Genomic DNA, 20,654 nt, shown 5'->3' with positions numbered 1-20,654 from the left:
TCATTGGCTGACTTACCGCTTTCGGATTATGGGTCAGTAAAATTTTATCGTTTGATGCTTTGCTCTTTCACGTTGGCTTTTTCGTGTTTTTCTTCATTTTCAATTCCCTGCAAAGGCTTATTGGTATTGATTCGGTTCATATCGTTGTCGTATAATTTCAGATTTCTGTTTAGTGGGTCAAGAATTGCTTTTCCCTCCATAATTTTGTCGTCCAAATCAAATTTTACTTTCACGATATTTCCTTTTTCCAAACTTTTAATCGCATTGTCTTTGTATTCGGGTTTATCGAAAATAAGGTTGGATTTTTCCACTATTTTTTCGGTGTCCACGCCGTAATTTTGATAAAAATTCTGGAACATATAATTTCCTTTTTCGGTTTTGGGTTCATCAAAATTGAACTGCACAAAAGCGGTTTCCTGTTGGTCGTTTTTCGGATTGTGAAATTCGATTTTTACGCTTCGACCTTCCATCAGATTGATGGCTTCTTTTGCAGTAAACGAATTTTCCCGATTAACACGGAAGTTTTGGGTAATTTCTTCGCCGTTTTCTTTGGTTAATTTCGCATCGTAGGAATTGAAAAAAACGCCGCCGTTTTCACTTTTGTTGAATTTCAAAGCAAATTCCGCCTTGTTTCCCGGCAAAGTTTTGTCGGAAGTGGTTTTGATTTCAAATTCCTGTTTTTTGGAGTTGATGCCTTTTTCTAAATCTTTGTGAAGTTGCTCACTTTCCCCGAAACCAAGGTATTTCATTTGGTTTTTCAGGTAGTCTGTCTGGTTGAATTCTTTTTTTGTTTCCATCATTTTTGGATTTTAATTGTTAATAAATAATTGTTAATTTTTTAATTCTTTAATTCTCTAATTTTAATTGTTTGCTATCTTCTGAAACCTCTCGGTTTTTCAATTTCTTCGTCCTGTTCTTCCTTTTCATCACGGATTTGGTTTGCATCTTCGTACAAATCTTTGTCGTTTACATTCAGATGAACTTCGGAATTTTCGCCTTTGGAGATTTGCTTTTCATCGGGAGAAATACTGTTTACCGTGTCGATTTCTTTCGAAACAATATTCAAATCTTTGGAAATTTCTTTAGCGATTTCGGGATATTGGTTGATTTTATCAAAAAGGAAATTTTTCAGTTTTTGTAGTTCGTTTTTGTAGCGGTTGGTTTCCGAAATATCCTTTTTGTCAGCGATGATTGCGGTGAGTTCCGTCCGGTTTTTGATGAAGTCGAACTCGGTAATTTTTTCGTTTTCTTTATCATAAATAAAAGCGGTTTTTGACCAGTTCAGTTGTGCAGCATTTTTTTCGTCGTTCAGGTCATATTTTGAAAAAGTTTCGGAATATTGGATTTCCTTTTTGCTGTTTTCCAAAATTTCGGACAAGTTTTTATCCCTTTCCAAAAAGATAACTTTCAGTTTTGTGTTGTTTTCAACAAGCTGAAAAGTAGCCCTGTTTTTGTCGTTGTCGGCAACAATCGTGTAGCCGTTCAGAAATTTTTGAATATCATTTTCATTGAGTTTTTTTGAAAATGATAAATCTTCATTGATGATTCCGAATTTTTTCAAATCTTCGGTTGGTAATTGTTCATTTTGCATAATGTGTTGCTATTAAGTTGTTTACTTTGATTAAATCGTTTAAAAAATGGGTCGGATTGATGAGTTGTCCGAATTCTCTCACGGAAAAATGCAAATGCGGTCCGGTGGAATTTCCGGTATTTCCGGATTTTGCAATGATGAATCCTGCTTTTACTCGTTCTCCAACTTTGTAATAAATTTCGGAAAGATGGAGATAAGCCGTTTCAAATCTTCCGAAATGATTGATTTTAATGTAATTTCCGCCACCTTTCGGATCCCAACCGGAAGCGGTAACAATTCCGTCCATTACGGAATAAACATTTTCGTAATGGGCTTTTAAATCAATTCCGTTGTGGGATTTTTTTACGCCAAAAATGGGGTGAGTTCTTATTCCAAAACCCGAAGTAATTTGAATTTTATTGTTTAATGGCATAAAAGCCCCCAAACCCCCAAAGGGGGCTTTTCCTTGCTCCTGAACAGGTTTTTTGGTGTTTTTATTTTCAAAAATTTTTGTTTGAGTATTCAAAATCAAGGAATCTTTGGAGTTTTGTAAATTCCATTTTTCATTATTGAAATCGGTGTAATTTTTCATCAAAATTTTCAGAGAATCCAATTGATTTTTCAAATCAGATTTAGTGGTAATTCCAAAAACTTTCTTCAGAAATTTTTTCTCTTTTCTCGGATTTTCTTTTGATTTTTCATCTTTATTAAATTCGGTTTTCCCTGAGTTTTCAAGGTTTAAAGAGATTTTCGGTTCTGTTTTTGGAACAATCGGTTTGAGCGTATTAAACTGCCCAAACGCAAAAGTTGTAGAAAGGAAAACTCCTGAAAACAGTATTTTTTGAATGTGCTTTTTCATTGGTTTATGCTTTTACGAGTTCGTTCACAATCAATTCGACTTCTTTGTTAATTTTTCGGAAATTGGTCATTAAAACATCGTCTTTTCGGTTGTTTCCGGCTTTGTCCACAAACGAATAATAGGACGGCATTTTCACATAATTTTCTTCTTCCGTTTTGATGGCTTTCATATCCAAATTAATTTTTCCGTTCACTGCGGAAGTCTTGTATTCATCGGTGTCGTTTTCTTCGCCTTGAGCAATCATTCCGACCATTTCTCCGGTTTTGAGAGCCGCAATTTTTCCCGCAGGAATCATAAAATCCATTTTTTCGTTGATACTCGTCGTTGTTCCTTGCTGGGAAATAGATTGGGAGTAACTTTTTTGCTTGATTTTACCAAACATTTTTTCCAACCAATCCAAAGTATTTTTATCTCTTGCCGAACCTGAAAGAATATTTCCGACAATGGCTGAAATGGTATCGGCAACTTCTTTTTTGTAAAACTGACGAAGCTGTGGAAGTTCCTGCAATCCCAATAAAACCGCTACTTTATTACTTCTCGCAGTTGCTACAACATTGTCGATTTTATGAATGTAAATCGTGGGAAACTCATCGGCAATAATTCCTCCGGGAAGATTTTTTTTGGAATTGACCAATCGCAAAGTCCGATTCAAAACTGCGGAATACAAAGCGGAATTGATGTCTTGTGTTCCCGGGTCGGAAGCGAGAATAATAATCGAAGGATTTTCTCTGTCTGTCATTTTCAGTTCCACTTCATCACCGGAAAACACCCAAAAACTTTCTTTGGTTGCCAATCGGGAAAGGAAAATTTTGAGTGTTCCAATCTGTCCTTCCAATTGGTCAAATGCTTTGTTGTCATAAGCCGATTTGAACGGAGATAATAAAGAAAAGAGTTCTTCGTGGTCGAAAAGCGTGTCAAAAATTTCTTTATAGCTTCGGTTCATAAACGACAAAATATGAGGTAAATCCGAATATTTTCCGTTTTCGTGAGTGGCAAAAAAATAAATGCAAGACGAAAGAAAATTGATTGCTGATTGTGTAAAAAACTGGTCTGAACCGCCTCCTGCACTTGCTCCGCCTTTTTGTAATGAACTGACCATTGCTTCTGCCATTTCCTGTGCTTCGGCTAAAGTCTGCACATATTTTTTATGAAACGGATTTACTCTTTTTGATTTTTCAACTTCATTTAGATTAATGACGTGAAAACTGTAATTGTAATCGGAATCCTTGCTTTTTTTGAGCAAATAATGATAGTAAGCAATCTGTGCCAAATCGGGAAATTTAAAATCATAAATGCAGAGACAGAAACCTTTTGCAATCATTTGACGAATCGCAGGATTGATTACTCCGAAAGATTTACCCGAACCCGGCGTTCCGATGACCATTGTTCCACGAAACGGATTAATGTTCATCCAACCCTTGTTATTTTTTCCTTTATATCTGAACAAATACGGAATATTGATGCTTGTATCGGTATTAACCAATTCTTTATTTTGGTCAAAACTTTCTTCATCTACATTCCATCGGTCTTTTCCCATTTTTTGCTTCATATATTTTGAAATATTATCTGCTCCCATTTGCAAAATAACCGCTCCCAGAAACGAAAGCACGGCATAAATCAGTTGATACAAATTCATTCCCGGAAATATTTTTGGAAGTTGTGAGTTTCCGGCTTCGCTTTGCCAAATCAAAGAAGAAAAAATCATCAATAATCCAAAAATCATTGGAAGCACGATTTCCGTAGCAATATTGAGGTCTTTCTTTTTCTTTGCCCTTGTTCCAATAGCAACCAATCCAATCAAAATCAAGGTTGCAAACTTGGCATTGACAGGCGGATAAATGAATTTCATCTTTGTGAAATTTTTCAGCAAATTGGAAAGCACCGGCACATCGGCATTGAGATAAAAAAGCGAAGCACAATCCAATGCCACAATGGCATAAACCGCTTTTTGCAGAAATCCGTAAATTTTTATTTGGTGTTGTTGTTCTTGCATAAGCCCCCTTTCCCCCAAAGGGGAAGATTGTTTTAAGATTAATGATTAATTAGATGCCGAGCTTCGGCTTAAAATGTATCGGCTTTTAAAATTTCCGAATAATTTACTTTCATTTCGATGGTTCTTCCGGAGAGTTGTTCTTCGATTAATCGTATCATCATTACTTTGGAATTTGGATAGGTGAATTTTTTGAAGACATAAATATTTCTGAAGTTTTTTCTAAGATGTTTATTTGGATTGAGTTGGAAAATCGGAGTCATTTCGATGCTCTGATTGTTGGTGGCTTTGTAGATTTTTTTGTCCTCAATGGAAAATTTTAAGTCTTCAATATCATAACTCAAATTGGAATTATTTTTAAAAGTCATATCCAAAAAAATGTAGTCGCTTAGAACATAGACATTATTCAGTTGGACACCCAGTTTAAAATCTTTTTCCTCTCTAATCGGGTTTTTATCGGCCTTTTTTTGGATAATATCCATCGCAAATTTTCTGAGTTCCAAGTTGGAGAAAATCATTTTATTGAACTCAATGGGTTGCATATCTTCGGCTTGAATATGAATATTGGTAATCGTGTTAAAGTTTTCAGAATTTCTGTAAACCGCTTTGTATTGGGCGATGAATGATTGTCCGACAACGGTAATAATTCCGATATTTTCGCCAACGGAATAATGTATCGGATTTTTTGTTTTTCCGGTTTGGTCGGTTTCAGCATCGGTGATTTTTATTCTTGCGATGTTGGAAGTCGGTAAATCTCCGGTCAGTTTTTGGGTGGACAAATCCACATACTGAATGGGTTCGGGTGAAATTATGTGCAGATTAATTCCTTCAGTAATTTCGAGTTCGGGTAAATCGGAAACGATTTGTTCTTTGGTTGCAGTTTGAGCGAAGCCCCCTATCCCCAAAAGGGAGAAAATTGCTAATAATAGGATTTTTTTCATTTTTTTGAAATTTTTTATTTGTTTTTGGATTCTTTAAGTTGTTTTTCGTCGATTAAAAAGACATAAGAGTTGTATTTCAGTTTGGCTTTGTTGGTTTTTATGAGATTGGCGATGGATTTTGAAGTGGAAGTAAATAGTTTAGTTCCCAAACTGGTAAAAAATCCTTCTCCGCCCATATCCATCTGCGTTCCCTGAATAGAATTTTGCCCCATTTCACGCATCATTTCCCGGAAAACACTTTGCGGAACGTATAAACCTTTCATTCCGTCTAAATCGTAAATCGAGAGATTGACAGGGAAAATTTCGCCTTTTGTGAATACCGAAACAATCGTTAAATCCACTCTTTGCATAGAAAATCCTGAGATTTGTCCGTAAAGAATTGAACCTTTTTCAATTTTTCTGTTGCCCACGAAAATATCTTCGAGTAACCGAAAACGGATTCTGCTTCCCAGAAAACCTTTGTTGTTTTCATCAATTACTGCTTTGATAAAATTGTTTTCTTTCTCTTTATAAAAAGCATTGAAATCACTATTAATCCCCGATTTACTGACATTGAAAGTGGAATTGAGAAACGCTTCCATTTTTTCTTTGTTGGCTTTCAATCGTTGTTCAGCAGCGAGTTTGCTTTGGTATTCCGGGTCTTTTGCTTTTTCCAAAGAATCCATTACCAGCATTTGCTGTTTTAATAATTTTACAGGGTCTTGTTGCTGATTTTGTGCCTTTTCTTTCGGTGTATCAGCATAATTATTTTCAGATTTTCCGTAAGATTTATCGTTGAGCATTCGGATAATGTCCGAAGAACGGTTGTAATCTTTGTCATCGTTTTGTCCTTTGGGATTGTAATATGAAGACGGATTTCCTTTTGCCTGATAGCCGTTTTGACGACTTCGTGCATCTTTCAAAGAGTCAATTTTTCTTTTTTGGGCGAGTGATAATTGGTCTTCGTAACTCATCAAAGAATCCTGCTCTTTGTCCAATCCGCCAAGCATTGTCCGGTTGTCATCTTTTTGAAAAAGTGCATCGTAAGCATCATTTTTCGTCATAATGGAATCCTGCGTTTCGCCTAAGGAAAGCGAAAGTTCCTTTGGCTTTTCTTTCGGTTTTTCCTCTTTCGTAAACTGTGCTCCGACATAGACGAAAAGAAGCAAAAAAGGCAAGGCCAAAAGTGGCAGAACGTATTTTTTTTGTTTGAAATTAAGTTTTTTCATTTATTTTTGATGTTTAGGTAAATTGCCTCCGGTGCTACCGGCATTTTTTAGTTGTTGGTATTGATTATACAGATATTCTATTCTCAAGCTATCCGTTTTCAGTAAAGTTTTTTGGTCTCTTTTGGTTTTTAAAATTTTGAGTTCATTCACAATTTTTTCCATTTCTTTTTCATTGTTTTTAAAACCATTTTCAGTCACAACGCTTTTGGTATAAAAAGCAGGAGGTTTTATTTTAAAAGCGTTATCCGAAGGGAAGAAAATCCCCTGTATCAGTGATCCGATAAAGGAAACCGACAAAAATACCATCGAATAGATGTAGAATCTTTTGGGGTTGTTTACTGCCCAATTCATCCATTTTTGTTCAGTGAGCTTGTTTAAAATATTGTTCATTTTAGTAAGAATTTTTGGTTTGATTTGAGATTTCTTCATTGTCAAGGATTCGCCAGTTTTTAAGCAAAACACCGTGAGGATTGTTCGGACTTCGGATAATGTCGTCAAAGAAACCTTCGGTAATGAGTTTTCGGGTAATGACCGCCGATTTTCTCGTAATCATCTCTTTTCCGAAAAACTGAAATTTCTTTTGTTCCATATCCAATTTTATTGAATCAGAATGAATGCTGACCATTGAACTGGAAGCTACAATCTGATTGTAAAATCCTTTTTCTTTGAGGTTGGTGTATTCTTTTTTTCCGCTGTCGTCAATGAGATACAATGATTTTTGAATATTTTCCTTGATGTAAGCATCATCGGGAGCGAGGGTAAAAAATAATCGGTGAAACAATTCAATTTGAGCTTTGTATTCCACAGGTCGGTTCAAAAGTTCATCGGTTTGTTTGGCTAAAACCGGAACGCCGTTGTCCAAAATGTAAATGGATTTTCTGGAATCCTGAATCATTTTATAAGCAAAGAAAAATCCTGCAATGACGATGATTACGGCAAAACCAATCGCTCCGAGTGAAACCAATTTGTTGATTTTAATTTTCTGTTCTATATTTTTGATAAGCATAATTTTTATAATTGATGATTGATAAATGATGGTTGATTTATTTTCCGTTTTTCATTGCCTGCTGAACTCTGCCAGAAGCTGAACCCGCTGCTGCTGATTTTGCGGTGGCGGCAACTGCGGAAGCTCCTCCTGTTTTTGCGGCTAAGACTGCGGTTTTTGCACCTCCTGTCATTTTTGCAGCAGCACTTTTCATTTTGGTCATCGCTCCGGCTCCTCCTGCGGTAACGATGGTGTCGGCAATAGTCGGTGTCATCAGAACTCCGATGCCTGTAACGATGTAGGCAACACAGGTAAAAAGCTGGTTGTAAATCATTCCGGAATTGCTTACATAAACCATCAAAGCATCTAAATTGGTAATCGTTCCGTTGGTTAAAAGCGTGTCGTATCGTTCGATTTCCATTGTATAACCCGATGCGATAAGTTGCTGACCGATATTGATAATGGTGTAAGCGACAAACGTATAAAGATTGATGTTGATGAATTTGGAAACCCAGCTGTACAACGAGTTTTCAAATCCGGGAATGAGTGCCATTCCAACTGCAATCGGACCCAAAATAATCAGAATATATGCCCAAATTTTTTGAATAAAGAAAATCAGATACACACAAATTCGGAGAATGGAAAGGCAGACAAATTCGATGATTTCGGCAACGAGTTTTTGCAACTGAAATTCCATTCTGATTTGCCATTCTTTAATCGGTTGAATGAGTTTATCCAATCCCTCACTGATGTCAAACCAAGAATCATCGGCATCTTTTCCGGTGTTGTTGATTACGTCTTGCTTGGCATCTTCATCGGCTTTCAGCTTGATGACTGCATCTAATAATTGCTGTTGCTTTTTAAATCTCTGAACCCGCAAATCATTGACTTCGGATTCTATATCGGAAAAAATGGAAATTCCCGGCTCGGCAATCGCTTCAAAAGGTGCTTGAATGAGATTGGTAAATCCCGACCAATAAACGAGGGTAAAGCCAATGATAATCGGTTTGAGCATCGGAGTAATTTCCCATTCACGGTCGCCGGCAATCATTTGCCAACCCATATATCCGAGATACATCAACGCTCCCAAACCGCCAATCGCCCGTCCGACCAAAGCGGAACCGGCAGCACTGTCCTGAACACTCGTGTCCAATTTGGTAAAAACTTCCATAAACCATTTTTCAAAAGCACCATCGCCTTTTAAAAACTGGAGCAAATTGCTGTAATCGCCGTCGGTTTGGGCAAAGCCAAGTGTTGGTAATAATATCGCCAACAGGCAGAAAAAAAGTGTAAGATTTTTATTCATTTTAATATTGGTTTTTATATTGTTGCATAATATTTTGAACGATTTGCTTGTCCGTCTGCGGGGTAAAACCCTGTGGTAAAGCCGTGGACAAATGGTTTTTCAGAATGTTTTTATAATCCAAAAGCAATGTGGTTTTGTTGTTGTGTTTTCGGAGTTCTTCGACAAATTTTCGCCATTTGATAAGGGTTTCGTGGTACATCAAAAATCGTTTTCCTCTCGGCATATCCATACTTCTCGACATCGAATATTTTTCTTTGATTAAATCCAATTCTTCCTGCAATCTTTTCAGTGTTCCTGTCGTATTGAGGGTTTCATAAGTTTGCTGGTCTTTTAATCGCCATTCGATAAAATTTTGCGGATTGTCCGGAAATTCTGTAATCGGTTTGAGCATTCTTTTGTAATACAACAACCAAAGCGGGTCTGCATCAACGGTTGCGGAAGTCCAATGGGCAAAATCCTGAACGCTTCTTTTGTAAATGGTGTCGGAAGCGGCTTTGATTTTTTTTGCCTGTTCTTCTTGAAATTTTACTTCAGCTAATCTTATATTCTGTTCGCCGGTCGGCTTTAATGGTCTGATGTCATCACCGTTTTTGTAATCTCTGTTGATTTGCGGAGCCCACATTCCCCAAACCGTGGCATAAGCAAAATTGGTCTGAATGCCCAAAAAATATTTGGGATAAGGTCGCCAATCGCCCCAACTTTCAAAGGTCATTCTTTTATGTTGGGCAACGATGGAAGGGTCGTTGAGTCTTTTTACCGTTTGTCCGAAAACATTGGTTATCATCAATAATAAGAGGAAATATTTTCCTTTTTTAAATAGTTTTTTCATCGTTTTTTTATTGTTTTTAATTAAAAATGTATTTGTATTTTGTGATAATCTCGCCGACAATGGCTCTGTCGATATTGACGTAATTTCTCAGCACCGGAACTTGATACAGATATGGAATTTTCTTGGCGTTTTCCAATCGTAAAATGATGTAGAGAATATTTCCATTGATATTTCTGACACGAGTAAAAACCTTTTCTATAAGCATTTCTCTATCCGAAGCGTCCATCAGAAAATCTTTGTTTTCATTCAAAATATCCTGCGTTACTTCCTGCTGGAGTTTCAAAACCTGATTACCGATTTCTACATAATATTTTGAAACCAAAACCGCATATTCCGGGTGTTGTGCCGATAAATCCAGCATTTTATTGGAATTTTCGGCAATTTCCCCCAAATATTGATAGAGATAAATCAACTTTTTACTCTGTGTTAAAGCAGAATTAACGTTTTTCAACTGTTGATAAATGTATTCCTGAATGGCAATGACTTGAGCGGTTTTTTGCTTAATATCGTCGTATAATTCTTTTTGTTTTTCGTAAGAATTGAGAAAAGTTTGTTCACTTGCTATTCTCACAGCGTGGTCTTTGGTAAGCTGAACCAATAATTTATCGTTGATAACAAAACTATAACTTTGGCTTTTCACGGAAATTCCTGAAAACATCAATATTGCAATGGCTGAAATTTTCTTCATTTTTAAAAGTTTTTAATGTTATTCATAATGTTTTCCACCACCTGTCTGTCCCTGTTCACATAGTATTGGAATGCTCTTTTATTCCGTAAAACTTTGGCTTTTATATCTTTGATTTTGAAAAGCATATAGGTTGAATTTCTGCTCAATGTTTTGACTTCTCCCAAAGCATAATCCAGTAAAATTTTTCGTTCTGATTTTTCCATTTGGTTCATCGCTCCGTAAGAGAGGATAATCCCCGTGATTAAGCGTGTAACCATTTGTAAATCATCTACAAACTGCACTTGCGAAGGCAAAACCGAAATAATGGAAGGTGGTGCGGAACTGATTTCGTTGATAATTGAGGTTTGGTTGTTCGTGATTTTCGTAATCTCCCTGCTCATCGCAATTCCCGTTGGTATTGCCTGAATCGCAAATGAAACAATCCGGAGTCTGTCCTGTACTTTCGTTACCTTGTCTTTAAAATCTTTCCATTGGGTTTGGTTGGCGGTTTCTACGGTTGCATTAAGGGTTTGTTTTTGCCGCATTTCCTTTTGCCTGTCGTGTTCTTTCATTGCCGCATTAATTTGAATATCCATCATCGGAAAAGAAACATTTTCCTTTTGCCAAGCAGGAGTAGAACCGCCACCGGAAGATGTGAGGACGAGATAAACCAACAAGCCCAAGCCCCCTTTCCCCCAAAGGGGGAATTTCAGAGCCTTAATTTTTTTCTTTTTTATTTTCATTTTACATTTTTCTCCCCTTTGGGGGGTAGGGGGCTTGGTTAAAAATTTCGTTTGTACCGGTTCATTATATCTTCCACAATGGCTTTGTCGGTGTTGATGTATCCTGCAAACGGATTAATCGAATTCCAAAATCCTAAGCGGTTGGCTTTTTCCAATCGCAGTTTGATGGCTAAAAGCCAAAGTTTCAGTGATTTTACATTGCCCTCGATATTGTGCAAAATTTTGTATCGGTCGCCGGAAGTAGCCAAATTCAGTTCGCCGGAAGCGAGAATATCGGAAACATCGGTAACAATTTTCAAACTTTGCTCATACGTTTTTTGTGATGCTCTAACTCCAAAAATCGCATATTGAGGGTGTTGGGAAGCCAACTGAACGACCTGTGATGAATAATTGTAACATTTGTTCAATTCCGAATAAATCTGCTGTACCTGAATCCCATTTTGCAAAGTCCCGGAAACTTCTTTCAAACCTTTCAAAATTTTATTCTGAATGTCATTAGCAGCAACCATTTGTGTTCCGACCCACGTTTGGGCGTTTTTCAGATTGGAAGTCTCATCAATGACATCATTTTGCTTGGCTTTCAGATTTTCCGAATAGAGAATCATTGCTGCCGTTACAGTTGGGTCGATGTAAGTATTTTGAGCGAAGCCCCCTGTCCCCCAAAGAATAAAAAAAAGAAAAAGCCTCCCCCAACCCCTCCAAAGGAGGGGAATTTCGTGTGTTTTATTATTGAACTGCATTTTCATAAGTGTATTTTTTAGTGTTGATTAATTCCGAAAAACTGATGTTTCTATTTTCTAATTCCTGTGAAATGATTTTGAAAACATTTTGTCCTTTGTGTTTATTTTTCATCATTTTGTAGTAGGAATCTATTTTTTTGTCCAAAGGATTTTGGTAGAGATTGACGAGTGCCACCAAATTTTCTAAACTGTCGCCGAAAATTTTTAAATCGGAAACAATTTTTATGAGTGCTTCATCGTAACTGCCGTATTTTTGGACATAATATTCAACCGCAGATTTTTCAGGTTTTTCGGTGGTGTAAGTCAGATATTGTTCGAGCGAAACTTCGTTGCCGTAAACTTCTCCCTTAGAACCTCGTTTCAGATAAAATTCTTTGAAACGGCTTCTACCAAATTTATTGTTGAGATTGTTAATCGTGAAAATCTTGTTTTGCTCGACTTTATTGAGTGAAAGCAAAGCCGCAATTCTGTCGAAATTATCTTTAAACTTGGTTTGGTCAAGCAAAATAAACGTATCGGAATTGTTGATAATGGAATCTTTCACGACCGCATTTCCGATAATATCGTCGAGTTCCTGCGTTACAACAACCGCTTCTCCCCAAAATTTTCTAACCGTTTTGTAGAGATACAAAATGTAACCACCCATTAATTTGCTGGCAATCGCTTTCCACGCTTCCTCGATGATTAGGGCTTTTCTTCGGTCTTTTCGGAGTCGCATTTTTTGGATAAACGTATCCATAATAATCAGCGTTACAATCGGAAATAGTTTCGGATTGTCTTTTACATTGTCAATTTCAAAAACAATGAAAGGCTCATCAAACAGCGTATTGTCAGCTGATTCATTCAATGTTGTTCCATATCTTCCGCCTTTGTAAAAATCTTTCAGAACAAATAAAAAAGTACGGAGATTAAATTCTCTTTCATTGATGGCGTGTTTTTTATTGTTCAGATAAAGCGGCAAAAATTTATCGCAATAGTCGTAGAATCCGTTAAAAGACAATTCTTTGGCTTCTAATTTTTCTTCGAGTTCCTTGATTTTTTTGATGATGGCTTTTCTGAACAATTCGTTCCAATCTTCAGCTGTTTCCGGTCTTTTGATGATTTCATTGGATTTAATGAGAATCAGCTGGGTTTCATTGTAGATTTTTCTACGTTCATCATCGTTCAAAGTTTCATACGCTTCGTAGACTTGATAAAATTTTTCGCTGTCATAATCGGGATTATTTACGTTTTTGTCGGGGTGATAAAATTTCAACAACTTTCTTCCGGCTTCTTTGATTTCTTCGGAATTGGCATCGAAAGCAATTCCCAAAATATCATAATAGGAATTTTGTCCGTTTACTTCATTTTCAAACTCTGCGTAAATATCTTCTTCGTGAATGTTGTATTTTCCCAAATAAAGAATCAAATCTTCCGTGCTTTTATGTTCGTACCATTGCTTTCCGTTATTGAAATACTGATGATAATAAGACATCAGTACATTATCCAAAATGGATTTTTGAGTTGCCGACATTGTTGCATCGGGACCTTGCCAAATCAAAAAAATAAGGTTGGTCAAAAATTCGATTTTCTCGATATTGAACTCTTTTTTGTTCATCAAAAAAGGATTCATCGTAATGGGTTTTTCTTCGGTGTATTGAATGTATCTTCCGCCTTTGTATTTGCAAGTTCCCGAGTAAGAATCTCCTGTATCAACGATGACTACATCATAATTATATGTCAGATATTGTTCGATAATATTATTCATCAGGAAGGATTTTCCCGAACCCGAAGGTCCGAGAACAAACTTATTTCTGTTATTGATTCTTCCTGTTTTCATTGGTAAATCTGCTGGGTCTATTTTGAGCGGAACGCCTTGTCTATCGGTAAATCTTAGATAAAAATTGGACTGCTCGTTTACGGGGTAACTTTCCTTAAAAAAAAAACACAAGGCAGCTTCGCTTGTCGTCATAAATAAATCGTATTCTCTAAGTTCCGTCGCATTACCCGGAAGTGCCGCCCGAAAGAGTTCTAATTGGTTGTAGGCATTTTTGGAAACGATAATTCCTTTCGTAAACAGTTTATTTTCGACCATCGACTGGATATTTTCCATTTTTTCCAGCGTGTTTGCAGAAAATATTAAGGAAAAATGGGCATTGACAACCAACTGTCCATCAAGAGCAATATTGTGTAAAAGTGTTTGGATTTCCTCAGCAATAATGGCATTGGACGGAGAATTGTTTGCTGCTCCTTCGTGCTTTTTCTTTTTTTTGTCGAGTTCTCGTTGTTGTGGAGCTTGAAGCGGAATCGTGATGACTTGATTGTAAATAATCGTTTCATAATCTTCCAATTCATTGATAAAAGTGAAATTATCAACGGCTGTTTCTGATGCTGCACCGTTTCCGCCTAAAACGGAAAATGGGTCTATTTCAGAGGGTAAATCAATGTTTTCGACATCAACATAAGAGATATTTTTAACGAAACGATTTCCAATTTGCAGATATTCGTTGGTGCTTTTGATATTGTCAAAAACAGGTTTTTCGGAAAATTGCATCGACAATGCTCCGGAAATGTAATATTCAAAATCTTTTTCAAATAAAAATTCAGGTTCGCAATCGCTTTGTTTCAACAGCATAAAAACTTTTTGGCATTTGTCCCGAAGTTCTTTGTAACTTTTTTCGCTAAAATTGTAAGGCTTATTTTTCTTTTTCAGTTTGTCATCAATAATATCCGTGAAAAGCAAAATGGTTTCAATGGTTTTAAACAATCTACCGTCAAAATGTTCGGAATATTTTTGCTGAAGGAATTGGTTGGATTGTTCCGCATCATATCTTTTCTTTGAAAAAATATCGAGTTTCTGAACAATTCTTCCTTCGCCGATAATGGAAACGACTTGGTTTAAAACCGTATGAAAATTCAAATAATTATCCGGGTCGGCTGAATATTGCTCTACTACATTTTTAATTCTGATTCCGATAATGGGATTGCCGTATTGTCCGAAAAGAACATCAAAATCCCAACCGAAATCTTTACCAAAATCGTAACCGATGAAGGGAATATCAAATGCTTGTTTCTTTGTTGTTGCCATTTTTTAAAAGTTTTTTGTTGTCTAATTTTTTTGGGAAAATTAAAATTTGGTCGAAGTTTTTGGTTTTGTCGTAGAGTCCATATTTATCCTGTCTTTTGAAAATGAGATAAACACCTCCGGCTGTTACGGCAAGTCCGAGCAATGAACCGAGCAATCCGAATTTGGATAAAACGAGTGCGGAAATAATTCCTGCACCGATGACACAGACTGCATAAATGATGTATTTGCCTTTCAATCCGAAGAAAACAAGGGGTTTTTTAAGCCCCTTGTAAAGATAAAATCCCATTTTAGGCAAAGAATGCAGTTACAAATTCCGGAACTACGATGAGGAAAATCATTGCTCCTCCATAACCGAGAATTTCTTTGTTGACATCTTGGTCGCCGTTCGTCCATTTGTTGTAAACCCGCAATCCTCCGATAAATCCGACCAATCCTCCGACTGCTTTTAGGATTAATTTTATCGGATCCCAATAATCCCGAATATCACTCGCTGCATTCGAGATTGCGGTTGCTCCGCCTTGTGCAAATGCAGGAGTTGCGGCAAGCATTATCATTGCCATTGTTAAGAGATTTCTCTTTGTCATCATTCGTGTTTTTAATTTCATTGTAAAAAATAATTTAGGTTAAAAAAATATTGATAAATAAATGTTGTTCAGTAGGTTATACAAGGGAATGGTAAACTTTATGTCCTTCGAGATTGGCAACCATTTTCACGGTGGTTTCCGCTAAATTCAAAAAGTCTTTCCATTGGTTTTCTTTTTTGACGATTGCTTTTCTTTTGGAATTTTCGTCGGTTTTATTGATATTTTGATTGGGGAAATTTTCTTTGTCAGACGGTTTTTCGGGTTCTTTTTCTTCTTTGTTTTCAGAATTTTTTTGAGTCGGAAATATTTCGTCAATGTCTTGCTCGGCTTCAAATCTTTTTCTTAATTCGTCCAAACTGGGATTTTCTTCAAAAGAGTTTGGATTTTGGGCAGGATTAATGTCTTTTTTCAGATAAGATTTTGGCGTTTTGATGTTTTCCACATCTTCGATTCCGACTTGAACAGACGGTTGATTCTCCGATTTTGAAATATCGGCGAGGGAAAATTCTTCCGTCATATCAACTTCCGAAATTTTTTCTTTTTTTATAAAAAGGTCGTAAACGATATTTCCGGCGTAATACAGAAAATAGGGGACTAAAAGGAGGAGTGAGTATTTTATCATAATTGGGGCTTTTGGCGGTTGGCTTTTGGCTAATAGCAAGTAGCTTTTAAATTGTTATTTTTAATTCTTTGTTGATGTATTCTATGATTTCATTAAATGGTTTTTTCACGGCATTTTTTTGTTCGTAATTCAGTTTTCGGGTGTCGATGCTTTGCAGAATATTTCTTTTGAAGACGGGATTTTCCAGCAACAAACCGTATTTTGAGAGTTCTTTGTCCATTTCCGGCTGGTTGCGGTATTTGTAACTTTTGTCGTATTTGGAGCGGATAAAAATCCGTTCTGCCTGACTTTCCAACAAACCGAGCAGATTTTTAAAAACCAAAGTAGATTTCACAGAAACATCGGAATATTCAAACGGAATGATGATAAAGTCGCTGTAAATCAGTATATCGCTGTATTTTTGGTCGAGCGTTCCGGCTAAATCGAAAAGATAAATTTCTTCGCTTTCTTTCAGTTCGATAATGTTCTCCAAATCAGCCAAAGGTTGTTCTTCATCATCGTCGCCAATGACTTCTACATCGTAGATTTTCGGCAGTTCCGATTCTTCGTCTTCTTTCCATTTGTTGAAAAAAGATTTTTGAAAATCAAAATCAAAAACCTTGATTTTTCTTGATGAAATCTCAGTCAAATAATTGGCGAATGCGATGGCAAGAGTGGTTTTTCCGGCTCCGCCTTTTTGGGTGGCAAATGTGATAATCATAGATTTTGGCTTTTGGCAAATAGCTTCTTGCTTTTGGCTTTTTGGCTGGTTGCTGATTGTTTATCTTTTCTTTTTCTTTCTTTTTTTAAGTTCATTTTCCGCAGGGTATTTTCCCGAACCTGATGATTTGCTGAACTCGAAAATCAAATCTTTGATGCTTTTTTGAAGTTCTTTTGAAAGTGTTTTATTTTCATTTTCTGATAATTCGGTTGAAGTCGGATTCAAAAATTTTTGATATTCTTTTTCTCCGATTAATCCTTCCAATTCGCCTACATAATGCAGTTTTGAATGAATGGCGTAATATTTTCCGTTTTCCGATTTTATCAGTTCGACATCATTTTTATTTTGGGTTTTCAGATATTCTTTCACATCATTTTTTATGGAAGTGAATGTTTCTTTGTCCTTAAATTTTTTATTCTCAAAAAGCATAAAATCTCTTATTTCATTTTCCGGATTTTTTCGCTTTAAATACTGTATTAATGCTTGTTTTGAAGTTTCATCTGAAATATTAAAATCCTTCAAACTTTCAAAAAGTCTTTTGTCCATTTTTTCATTCGTGAACTCAAACAATTCATTCATTTTCATAATCTCGCTACCTTTGAAAACACTTTGCGTTTTGTGGTCAATTATCGTGTAACCAAAGGGGCGGAGTCCGCCTTCCATTTTTTCTTTGGTTTGAGATATTTCGTCTTTGTGATGAAAAACCACATCAATTCCGAAAATATCTCTCAATTTTTTTTGAAGTTCGCTTTCAAATTCAATTTTGGGTTTCCAATCGTCTTTTTGCTTTTCTTCGGGAAGCATTTTTTCCAAATGTCTTCGGTCTTCCACTTTGAAAACCTTATCCGAACAGAGATTTTTATACTTGCTCAAAATGGCTTTGAGTTGTTTTGCCCTGTTTTCGTTTTTCCGATTTTCAAAGACTATTTGGTTTTCAAAAAAAGTCCGCTGAAACACTCCGTTTTTTAAAATGGTTAATGCTCTTTCATCATTTGTGTTTTCGCTTAGCTTGTAACCATTTCTCGCAAGCAGAGTTTCCAACTGTTTCAGCGAACCAAATTTGTATTGCAGAAGTTCGTCAATGCGTTTTTCGTTATCAATGCCGAATTTTTTTTCCAAAACATTGCTCAATGCTTTTTGTGCTTTCAGTTTTTCATAACTGTCATTGATTTTTTTGCCCGATTTTTTATCTACTCTTGTCGAAACGATATGGACGTGATTATTTTCGGTATCGTTATGAAAAACCACGATGAATGGCTGGTTTCCGTATTTCATTTCCTGCATAAAATCTTCTGCAATTTTTGCGAGTTCTTCTTTGGAATGCTCCCGAAATTTGCAGGAAATCACTGCGTGAAACTGCGGTTTTTTCATTTTTTCGTTTTTGGAAACAGATTTAAAATAATCTCGAACTTCCTGCTGACTGCTGTTTTCATTAATGAAAGAAGGAAAATTTTTCATCAGCATCAGTTCGCCTGTTCCTTTTTCTACTTTCTTGTCGTTGTATTGAACGCCGTGAAATTCCGAACTTGCCGAGCCTAAAATTTTAACAATCATCGGCGATTAGGGAATAAATTTTTACAAAAATTTCGTTTTGTTTTTCTTTCAGTTTCGTGATGGTTTTCAGTTGGTTTTGAAACTCGTCAAATTCGGTTTTACTGATGAATTTCTGACCGTTTACCATTTTCGCCAACTGATTGATATTGGTTTCGATTTTTATGAAAATGTTGTCTTGTTTTTCAATGAACGCTAATATTTTTCTCCTTTCGTCGTCCTGCATTCTGCCCTCGACAGAATCGGTAATTAAACTCGTCAAAGAGATATTTTTTTCCGAACAGAGCTTTTTCCAGTTTTCTTTTCGGGATTTTTGAACTCGTATGAGAATCAGGTCTTCTTTTCCATCGTTTTGCATTTTTTAATTTAAGTTTGTCTTTATCTAAGTTTAATTTGGACTGAAAATGAATGGTGTAATTGCCAGGATACCGACAACAATCGAACTTGCGATTTTTACTTTTTTCACTTCCCTGATTTGCTTTTTATTGATAGAGACCGTGTCGCCTTTTCTCGAAATTCCCGCCACGCTTTTATCATCAACCGACATCATTTTTATTTTATGAATTTTTGCATCAAAATCCTGTATCTCATACCATTGATTCAGTTTCAGAGCATCATCTTTTAAAGGTTTTCCGGGATTGGCAATAATGGCTTTGCAAGACGAAAGCGAAATACAAATAAGCAGCGATAAAAATTTGAAGTAGTTTTGCATTGCTCTGTTTGATTTTATTCTGAAGTAAATTGTTGTCTCTTTTCTGAACCAATTTTAAGGTGTTACCCAGCTTGTAATCCCGTTCACACTTTTTAGGATATAAGTGCCGGAAGAAGGTGGCTGTGGAATGCTTGTAAAAGTTTGTACTGCTATCTCGCCACTTGAAGGGTTTTGAAGTAAGACATTAGTATAAGTGCTATCAGCCGTAGATATGTTGGCCGGATTAATCTGAAATCTTCCATTCACTCTCAGCCATCGTTCTGAAAAATCTCCATAAATCAGAGTGTTGGTTCCTACCGGAGAATTCGGGAGATTACCGGAAGAATCAAAAGTATGATTGTGAATCATCAATTTATTGCTGCTGTTGAACGCTTGAGAATATGATTCTGAACCTGCAACCCAGTTGCCAATAATCACATTGTTTTTTCCGGACATTCTTACGCCTGCCGATCTTCCAATTACAATATTTCCGAAAGGTTGGTTTGCCAAGCGTAAAGCATTACTGCCAATTGCTGTATTGTAGGAAACTTTTTCTGTGCCGATACCTTCAGACATTGCTTGTTGACCTATTGCTGTATTTTGTTCGCCAATCCAATTAGAATTTAGAGATGAAAATCCGAACGCAACACTATAATCTCCTTTGAAAAGACTACCAACATTGAAGCCTACTCCTGTGTTATATTCATTTTCCACAGTTCCAACTGTTCCTGTAGAATTTTTGAAAGCGTTATTTCCAATGGCAACAGTTCCGTTTCCGGAAGTTAAATTTTGAAGAGCATTCAGCCCGATTCCAAGATTATTTTTTCCTGTGTGATTTGGATTTAGATTGCCAAAGAAGTACGAATTTGTAGAAGAATTAAATCCCAAAGCGGCAATTCTTGTCCCTTGCTTTGAAATGGAATCTCCGGAAAAAGAAATGAACCTACCCGCAAAATTTCCTCGTTTTACAACATCGTATAATGTATCTTCATCATTGCCGAAAGGCTTCCATTCTGTGCCGTCAAAACCGTAATAACCTGCTTTTGTTATTAATGAGGTTTGGGTATTGTTTCCTGTTTCAGTAAAGGGTTCGGTAACATATAAAAAAGTACCTTTCTTGGTTGATGAATATGTTTTTGCTGCGAGTTGGTCTCCCGTAATTCGGGGAGGAATAATGCCGTCATAGTGATTGAGGTCGTTGGGTTTCCCGACCACTTCAAAAGTGGCTTCGGGTGTTTGGGTGTTAATGCCGACCTGTCCCTGAACTGCTATTCCGATAAGTGGCACAAAAAAATAGATTAATGTTTTCATTCTGTTTTTCGATTAAAATTTCTACTGCAAAATTGAATCAGAAATTCTAACGAAACAATAGTGTTCATCGGCGTTGGACTAAATAAGACGAGTTTGGATTATTCTGGACTTTGAAAAGATTAAAAAAGATTAATTTGGACGAGTTTGGATTTCTAAACCTAATTTTCCGAAAAAACAAAAAACGAGTTCCGAAGTTTTTTCCCCTTTTTGCAAAAAAGGCAAGATAGTCTTTGGGTATGGAAATTTGCCAAAATTTGTATATACAAAGACACATCTTGCCATAAAAAAGT

At 36.3% G+C, this 20,654-nt stretch carries 22 protein-coding genes; all 22 read right to left on the bottom strand.

Annotation, left to right across the window (positions count from 1 at the left end):
- Nucleotides 1-44: 44 nt before the first annotated feature.
- Nucleotides 45-800, bottom strand: coding sequence for a hypothetical protein (locus tag B0B05_RS03895; protein WP_245799202.1), 756 nt, complete (start codon nucleotides 798-800; stop codon nucleotides 45-47).
- 71 nt (nucleotides 801-871) lie between these two features.
- Nucleotides 872-1,591, bottom strand: a complete 720-nt coding sequence (locus B0B05_RS03890; RefSeq protein WP_076782177.1) for a hypothetical protein — start codon at nucleotides 1,589-1,591, stop codon at nucleotides 872-874.
- Nucleotides 1,581-2,429 (bottom strand): M23 family metallopeptidase, encoded by an 849-nt coding sequence (locus B0B05_RS03885; protein ID WP_076782176.1) that lies wholly within the window; start codon nucleotides 2,427-2,429, stop codon nucleotides 1,581-1,583. Before B0B05_RS03885 ends, B0B05_RS03890 begins: the two co-directional genes overlap by 11 nt.
- A 4-nt stretch (nucleotides 2,430-2,433) precedes the next feature.
- Nucleotides 2,434-4,422 (bottom strand): type IV secretion system DNA-binding domain-containing protein, encoded by a 1,989-nt coding sequence (locus B0B05_RS03880; protein WP_076782175.1) that lies wholly within the window; start codon nucleotides 4,420-4,422, stop codon nucleotides 2,434-2,436.
- 68 nt (nucleotides 4,423-4,490) lie between these two features.
- Nucleotides 4,491-5,360, bottom strand: coding sequence for a conjugative transposon protein TraN (gene traN / locus B0B05_RS03875; protein ID WP_084173873.1), 870 nt, complete (start codon nucleotides 5,358-5,360; stop codon nucleotides 4,491-4,493).
- Nucleotides 5,361-5,374: 14 nt separating this feature from the next.
- Nucleotides 5,375-6,568 carry a conjugative transposon protein TraM gene (gene traM, locus B0B05_RS03870; protein ID WP_076782173.1) on the bottom strand — a complete coding sequence of 398 codons (1,194 nt, stop codon included), beginning with the start codon at nucleotides 6,566-6,568 and terminating at the stop codon, nucleotides 5,375-5,377.
- The gene (locus B0B05_RS03865) at nucleotides 6,569-6,958 is read right to left on the bottom strand and encodes a hypothetical protein (RefSeq protein ID WP_076782234.1); all 390 of its coding nucleotides are present in this window, start codon (nucleotides 6,956-6,958) and stop codon (nucleotides 6,569-6,571) included. It abuts the gene before it with no gap.
- A 1-nt stretch (nucleotide 6,959) separates the two neighbouring features.
- Entirely contained in the window at nucleotides 6,960-7,574 is a 615-nt protein-coding gene (gene traK, locus B0B05_RS03860) for a conjugative transposon protein TraK (RefSeq protein WP_076782172.1), read from the bottom strand.
- A 37-nt stretch (nucleotides 7,575-7,611) separates the two neighbouring features.
- Nucleotides 7,612-8,859, bottom strand: a complete 1,248-nt coding sequence (locus tag B0B05_RS03855) for a TraJ family protein (protein ID WP_076782171.1) — start codon at nucleotides 8,857-8,859, stop codon at nucleotides 7,612-7,614.
- 1 nt (nucleotide 8,860) lies between these two features.
- Nucleotides 8,861-9,688, bottom strand: coding sequence for a hypothetical protein (locus B0B05_RS03850; protein ID WP_076782170.1), 828 nt, complete (start codon nucleotides 9,686-9,688; stop codon nucleotides 8,861-8,863).
- Between the two features lie 16 nt (nucleotides 9,689-9,704).
- Nucleotides 9,705-10,376, bottom strand: a complete 672-nt coding sequence (locus B0B05_RS03845; protein WP_076782169.1) for a hypothetical protein — start codon at nucleotides 10,374-10,376, stop codon at nucleotides 9,705-9,707.
- A gap of 2 nt (nucleotides 10,377-10,378) precedes the next feature.
- Nucleotides 10,379-11,098 carry a hypothetical protein gene (locus tag B0B05_RS03840; RefSeq protein ID WP_245799200.1) on the bottom strand — a complete coding sequence of 240 codons (720 nt, stop codon included), beginning with the start codon at nucleotides 11,096-11,098 and terminating at the stop codon, nucleotides 10,379-10,381.
- Between the two features lie 38 nt (nucleotides 11,099-11,136).
- Nucleotides 11,137-11,844, bottom strand: coding sequence for a hypothetical protein (locus B0B05_RS03835; RefSeq protein WP_245799198.1), 708 nt, complete (start codon nucleotides 11,842-11,844; stop codon nucleotides 11,137-11,139).
- The gene (locus B0B05_RS03830) at nucleotides 11,825-14,905 is read right to left on the bottom strand and encodes a TraG family conjugative transposon ATPase (protein WP_076782168.1); all 3,081 of its coding nucleotides are present in this window, start codon (nucleotides 14,903-14,905) and stop codon (nucleotides 11,825-11,827) included. Before B0B05_RS03830 ends, B0B05_RS03835 begins: the two co-directional genes overlap by 20 nt.
- Nucleotides 14,877-15,191 (bottom strand): DUF4133 domain-containing protein, encoded by a 315-nt coding sequence (locus B0B05_RS03825; protein WP_076782167.1) that lies wholly within the window; start codon nucleotides 15,189-15,191, stop codon nucleotides 14,877-14,879. The genes B0B05_RS03830 and B0B05_RS03825 overlap by 29 nt, the downstream gene beginning before the upstream one ends.
- A 1-nt stretch (nucleotide 15,192) precedes the next feature.
- Nucleotides 15,193-15,510, bottom strand: a complete 318-nt coding sequence (locus B0B05_RS03820) for a DUF4134 domain-containing protein (RefSeq protein ID WP_076782166.1) — start codon at nucleotides 15,508-15,510, stop codon at nucleotides 15,193-15,195.
- A gap of 55 nt (nucleotides 15,511-15,565) precedes the next feature.
- Nucleotides 15,566-16,111 (bottom strand): hypothetical protein, encoded by a 546-nt coding sequence (locus B0B05_RS03815; RefSeq protein ID WP_076782165.1) that lies wholly within the window; start codon nucleotides 16,109-16,111, stop codon nucleotides 15,566-15,568.
- 46 nt (nucleotides 16,112-16,157) lie between these two features.
- Nucleotides 16,158-16,811 carry a ParA family protein gene (locus B0B05_RS03810; protein ID WP_076782164.1) on the bottom strand — a complete coding sequence of 218 codons (654 nt, stop codon included), beginning with the start codon at nucleotides 16,809-16,811 and terminating at the stop codon, nucleotides 16,158-16,160.
- A 60-nt stretch (nucleotides 16,812-16,871) separates the two neighbouring features.
- Nucleotides 16,872-18,365, bottom strand: a complete 1,494-nt coding sequence (locus tag B0B05_RS03805; RefSeq protein ID WP_076782163.1) for a relaxase/mobilization nuclease domain-containing protein — start codon at nucleotides 18,363-18,365, stop codon at nucleotides 16,872-16,874.
- Nucleotides 18,355-18,720: a hypothetical protein gene (locus B0B05_RS03800; protein ID WP_076782162.1), complete on the bottom strand. Its 366-nt coding sequence runs from the start codon at nucleotides 18,718-18,720 to the stop codon at nucleotides 18,355-18,357. Before B0B05_RS03800 ends, B0B05_RS03805 begins: the two co-directional genes overlap by 11 nt.
- Nucleotides 18,721-18,750: 30 nt before the next feature.
- The gene (locus B0B05_RS03795; protein ID WP_076782161.1) at nucleotides 18,751-19,074 is read right to left on the bottom strand and encodes a bacteriophage spanin2 family protein; all 324 of its coding nucleotides are present in this window, start codon (nucleotides 19,072-19,074) and stop codon (nucleotides 18,751-18,753) included.
- A gap of 54 nt (nucleotides 19,075-19,128) precedes the next feature.
- Nucleotides 19,129-20,364 (bottom strand): hypothetical protein, encoded by a 1,236-nt coding sequence (locus B0B05_RS03790; protein WP_076782160.1) that lies wholly within the window; start codon nucleotides 20,362-20,364, stop codon nucleotides 19,129-19,131.
- Between the last annotated feature and the right edge of the window lie 290 nt (nucleotides 20,365-20,654).

This window comes from Epilithonimonas bovis DSM 19482, from assembly GCF_900108115.1.
GTDB lineage: Bacteria > Bacteroidota > Bacteroidia > Flavobacteriales > Weeksellaceae > Epilithonimonas > Epilithonimonas bovis.
The sequence above is the reverse complement of the archived record's forward strand: the minus strand, read 5'-3'. Positions and strand labels throughout refer to the sequence as shown.

Excerpts from the sequence above, each read along its gene's own strand:
- B0B05_RS03895 (WP_245799202.1), bottom strand. The coding sequence starts at position 800 with ATGATGGAAACAAAAAAAGAATTCAACCAGACAGACTACCTGAAAAAC.
- B0B05_RS03890 (WP_076782177.1), bottom strand. The coding sequence starts at position 1,591 with ATGCAAAATGAACAATTACCAACCGAAGATTTGAAAAAATTCGGAATC.
- B0B05_RS03885 (WP_076782176.1), bottom strand. The coding sequence starts at position 2,429 with ATGAAAAAGCACATTCAAAAAATACTGTTTTCAGGAGTTTTCCTTTCT.
- B0B05_RS03880 (WP_076782175.1), bottom strand. The coding sequence starts at position 4,422 with ATGCAAGAACAACAACACCAAATAAAAATTTACGGATTTCTGCAAAAA.
- traN (WP_084173873.1), bottom strand. The coding sequence starts at position 5,360 with ATGAAAAAAATCCTATTATTAGCAATTTTCTCCCTTTTGGGGATAGGG.
- traM (WP_076782173.1), bottom strand. The coding sequence starts at position 6,568 with ATGAAAAAACTTAATTTCAAACAAAAAAAATACGTTCTGCCACTTTTG.
- B0B05_RS03865 (WP_076782234.1), bottom strand. The coding sequence starts at position 6,958 with ATGAACAATATTTTAAACAAGCTCACTGAACAAAAATGGATGAATTGG.
- traK (WP_076782172.1), bottom strand. The coding sequence starts at position 7,574 with ATGCTTATCAAAAATATAGAACAGAAAATTAAAATCAACAAATTGGTT.
- B0B05_RS03855 (WP_076782171.1), bottom strand. The coding sequence starts at position 8,859 with ATGAATAAAAATCTTACACTTTTTTTCTGCCTGTTGGCGATATTATTA.
- B0B05_RS03850 (WP_076782170.1), bottom strand. The coding sequence starts at position 9,688 with ATGAAAAAACTATTTAAAAAAGGAAAATATTTCCTCTTATTATTGATG.
- B0B05_RS03845 (WP_076782169.1), bottom strand. The coding sequence starts at position 10,376 with ATGAAGAAAATTTCAGCCATTGCAATATTGATGTTTTCAGGAATTTCC.
- B0B05_RS03840 (WP_245799200.1), bottom strand. The coding sequence starts at position 11,098 with ATGAAAATAAAAAAGAAAAAAATTAAGGCTCTGAAATTCCCCCTTTGG.
- B0B05_RS03835 (WP_245799198.1), bottom strand. The coding sequence starts at position 11,844 with ATGAAAATGCAGTTCAATAATAAAACACACGAAATTCCCCTCCTTTGG.
- B0B05_RS03830 (WP_076782168.1), bottom strand. The coding sequence starts at position 14,905 with ATGGCAACAACAAAGAAACAAGCATTTGATATTCCCTTCATCGGTTAC.
- B0B05_RS03825 (WP_076782167.1), bottom strand. The coding sequence starts at position 15,191 with ATGGGATTTTATCTTTACAAGGGGCTTAAAAAACCCCTTGTTTTCTTC.
- B0B05_RS03820 (WP_076782166.1), bottom strand. The coding sequence starts at position 15,510 with ATGAAATTAAAAACACGAATGATGACAAAGAGAAATCTCTTAACAATG.
- B0B05_RS03815 (WP_076782165.1), bottom strand. The coding sequence starts at position 16,111 with ATGATAAAATACTCACTCCTCCTTTTAGTCCCCTATTTTCTGTATTAC.
- B0B05_RS03810 (WP_076782164.1), bottom strand. The coding sequence starts at position 16,811 with ATGATTATCACATTTGCCACCCAAAAAGGCGGAGCCGGAAAAACCACT.
- B0B05_RS03805 (WP_076782163.1), bottom strand. The coding sequence starts at position 18,365 with ATGATTGTTAAAATTTTAGGCTCGGCAAGTTCGGAATTTCACGGCGTT.
- B0B05_RS03800 (WP_076782162.1), bottom strand. The coding sequence starts at position 18,720 with ATGCAAAACGATGGAAAAGAAGACCTGATTCTCATACGAGTTCAAAAA.
- B0B05_RS03795 (WP_076782161.1), bottom strand. The coding sequence starts at position 19,074 with ATGCAAAACTACTTCAAATTTTTATCGCTGCTTATTTGTATTTCGCTT.
- B0B05_RS03790 (WP_076782160.1), bottom strand. The coding sequence starts at position 20,364 with ATGAAAACATTAATCTATTTTTTTGTGCCACTTATCGGAATAGCAGTT.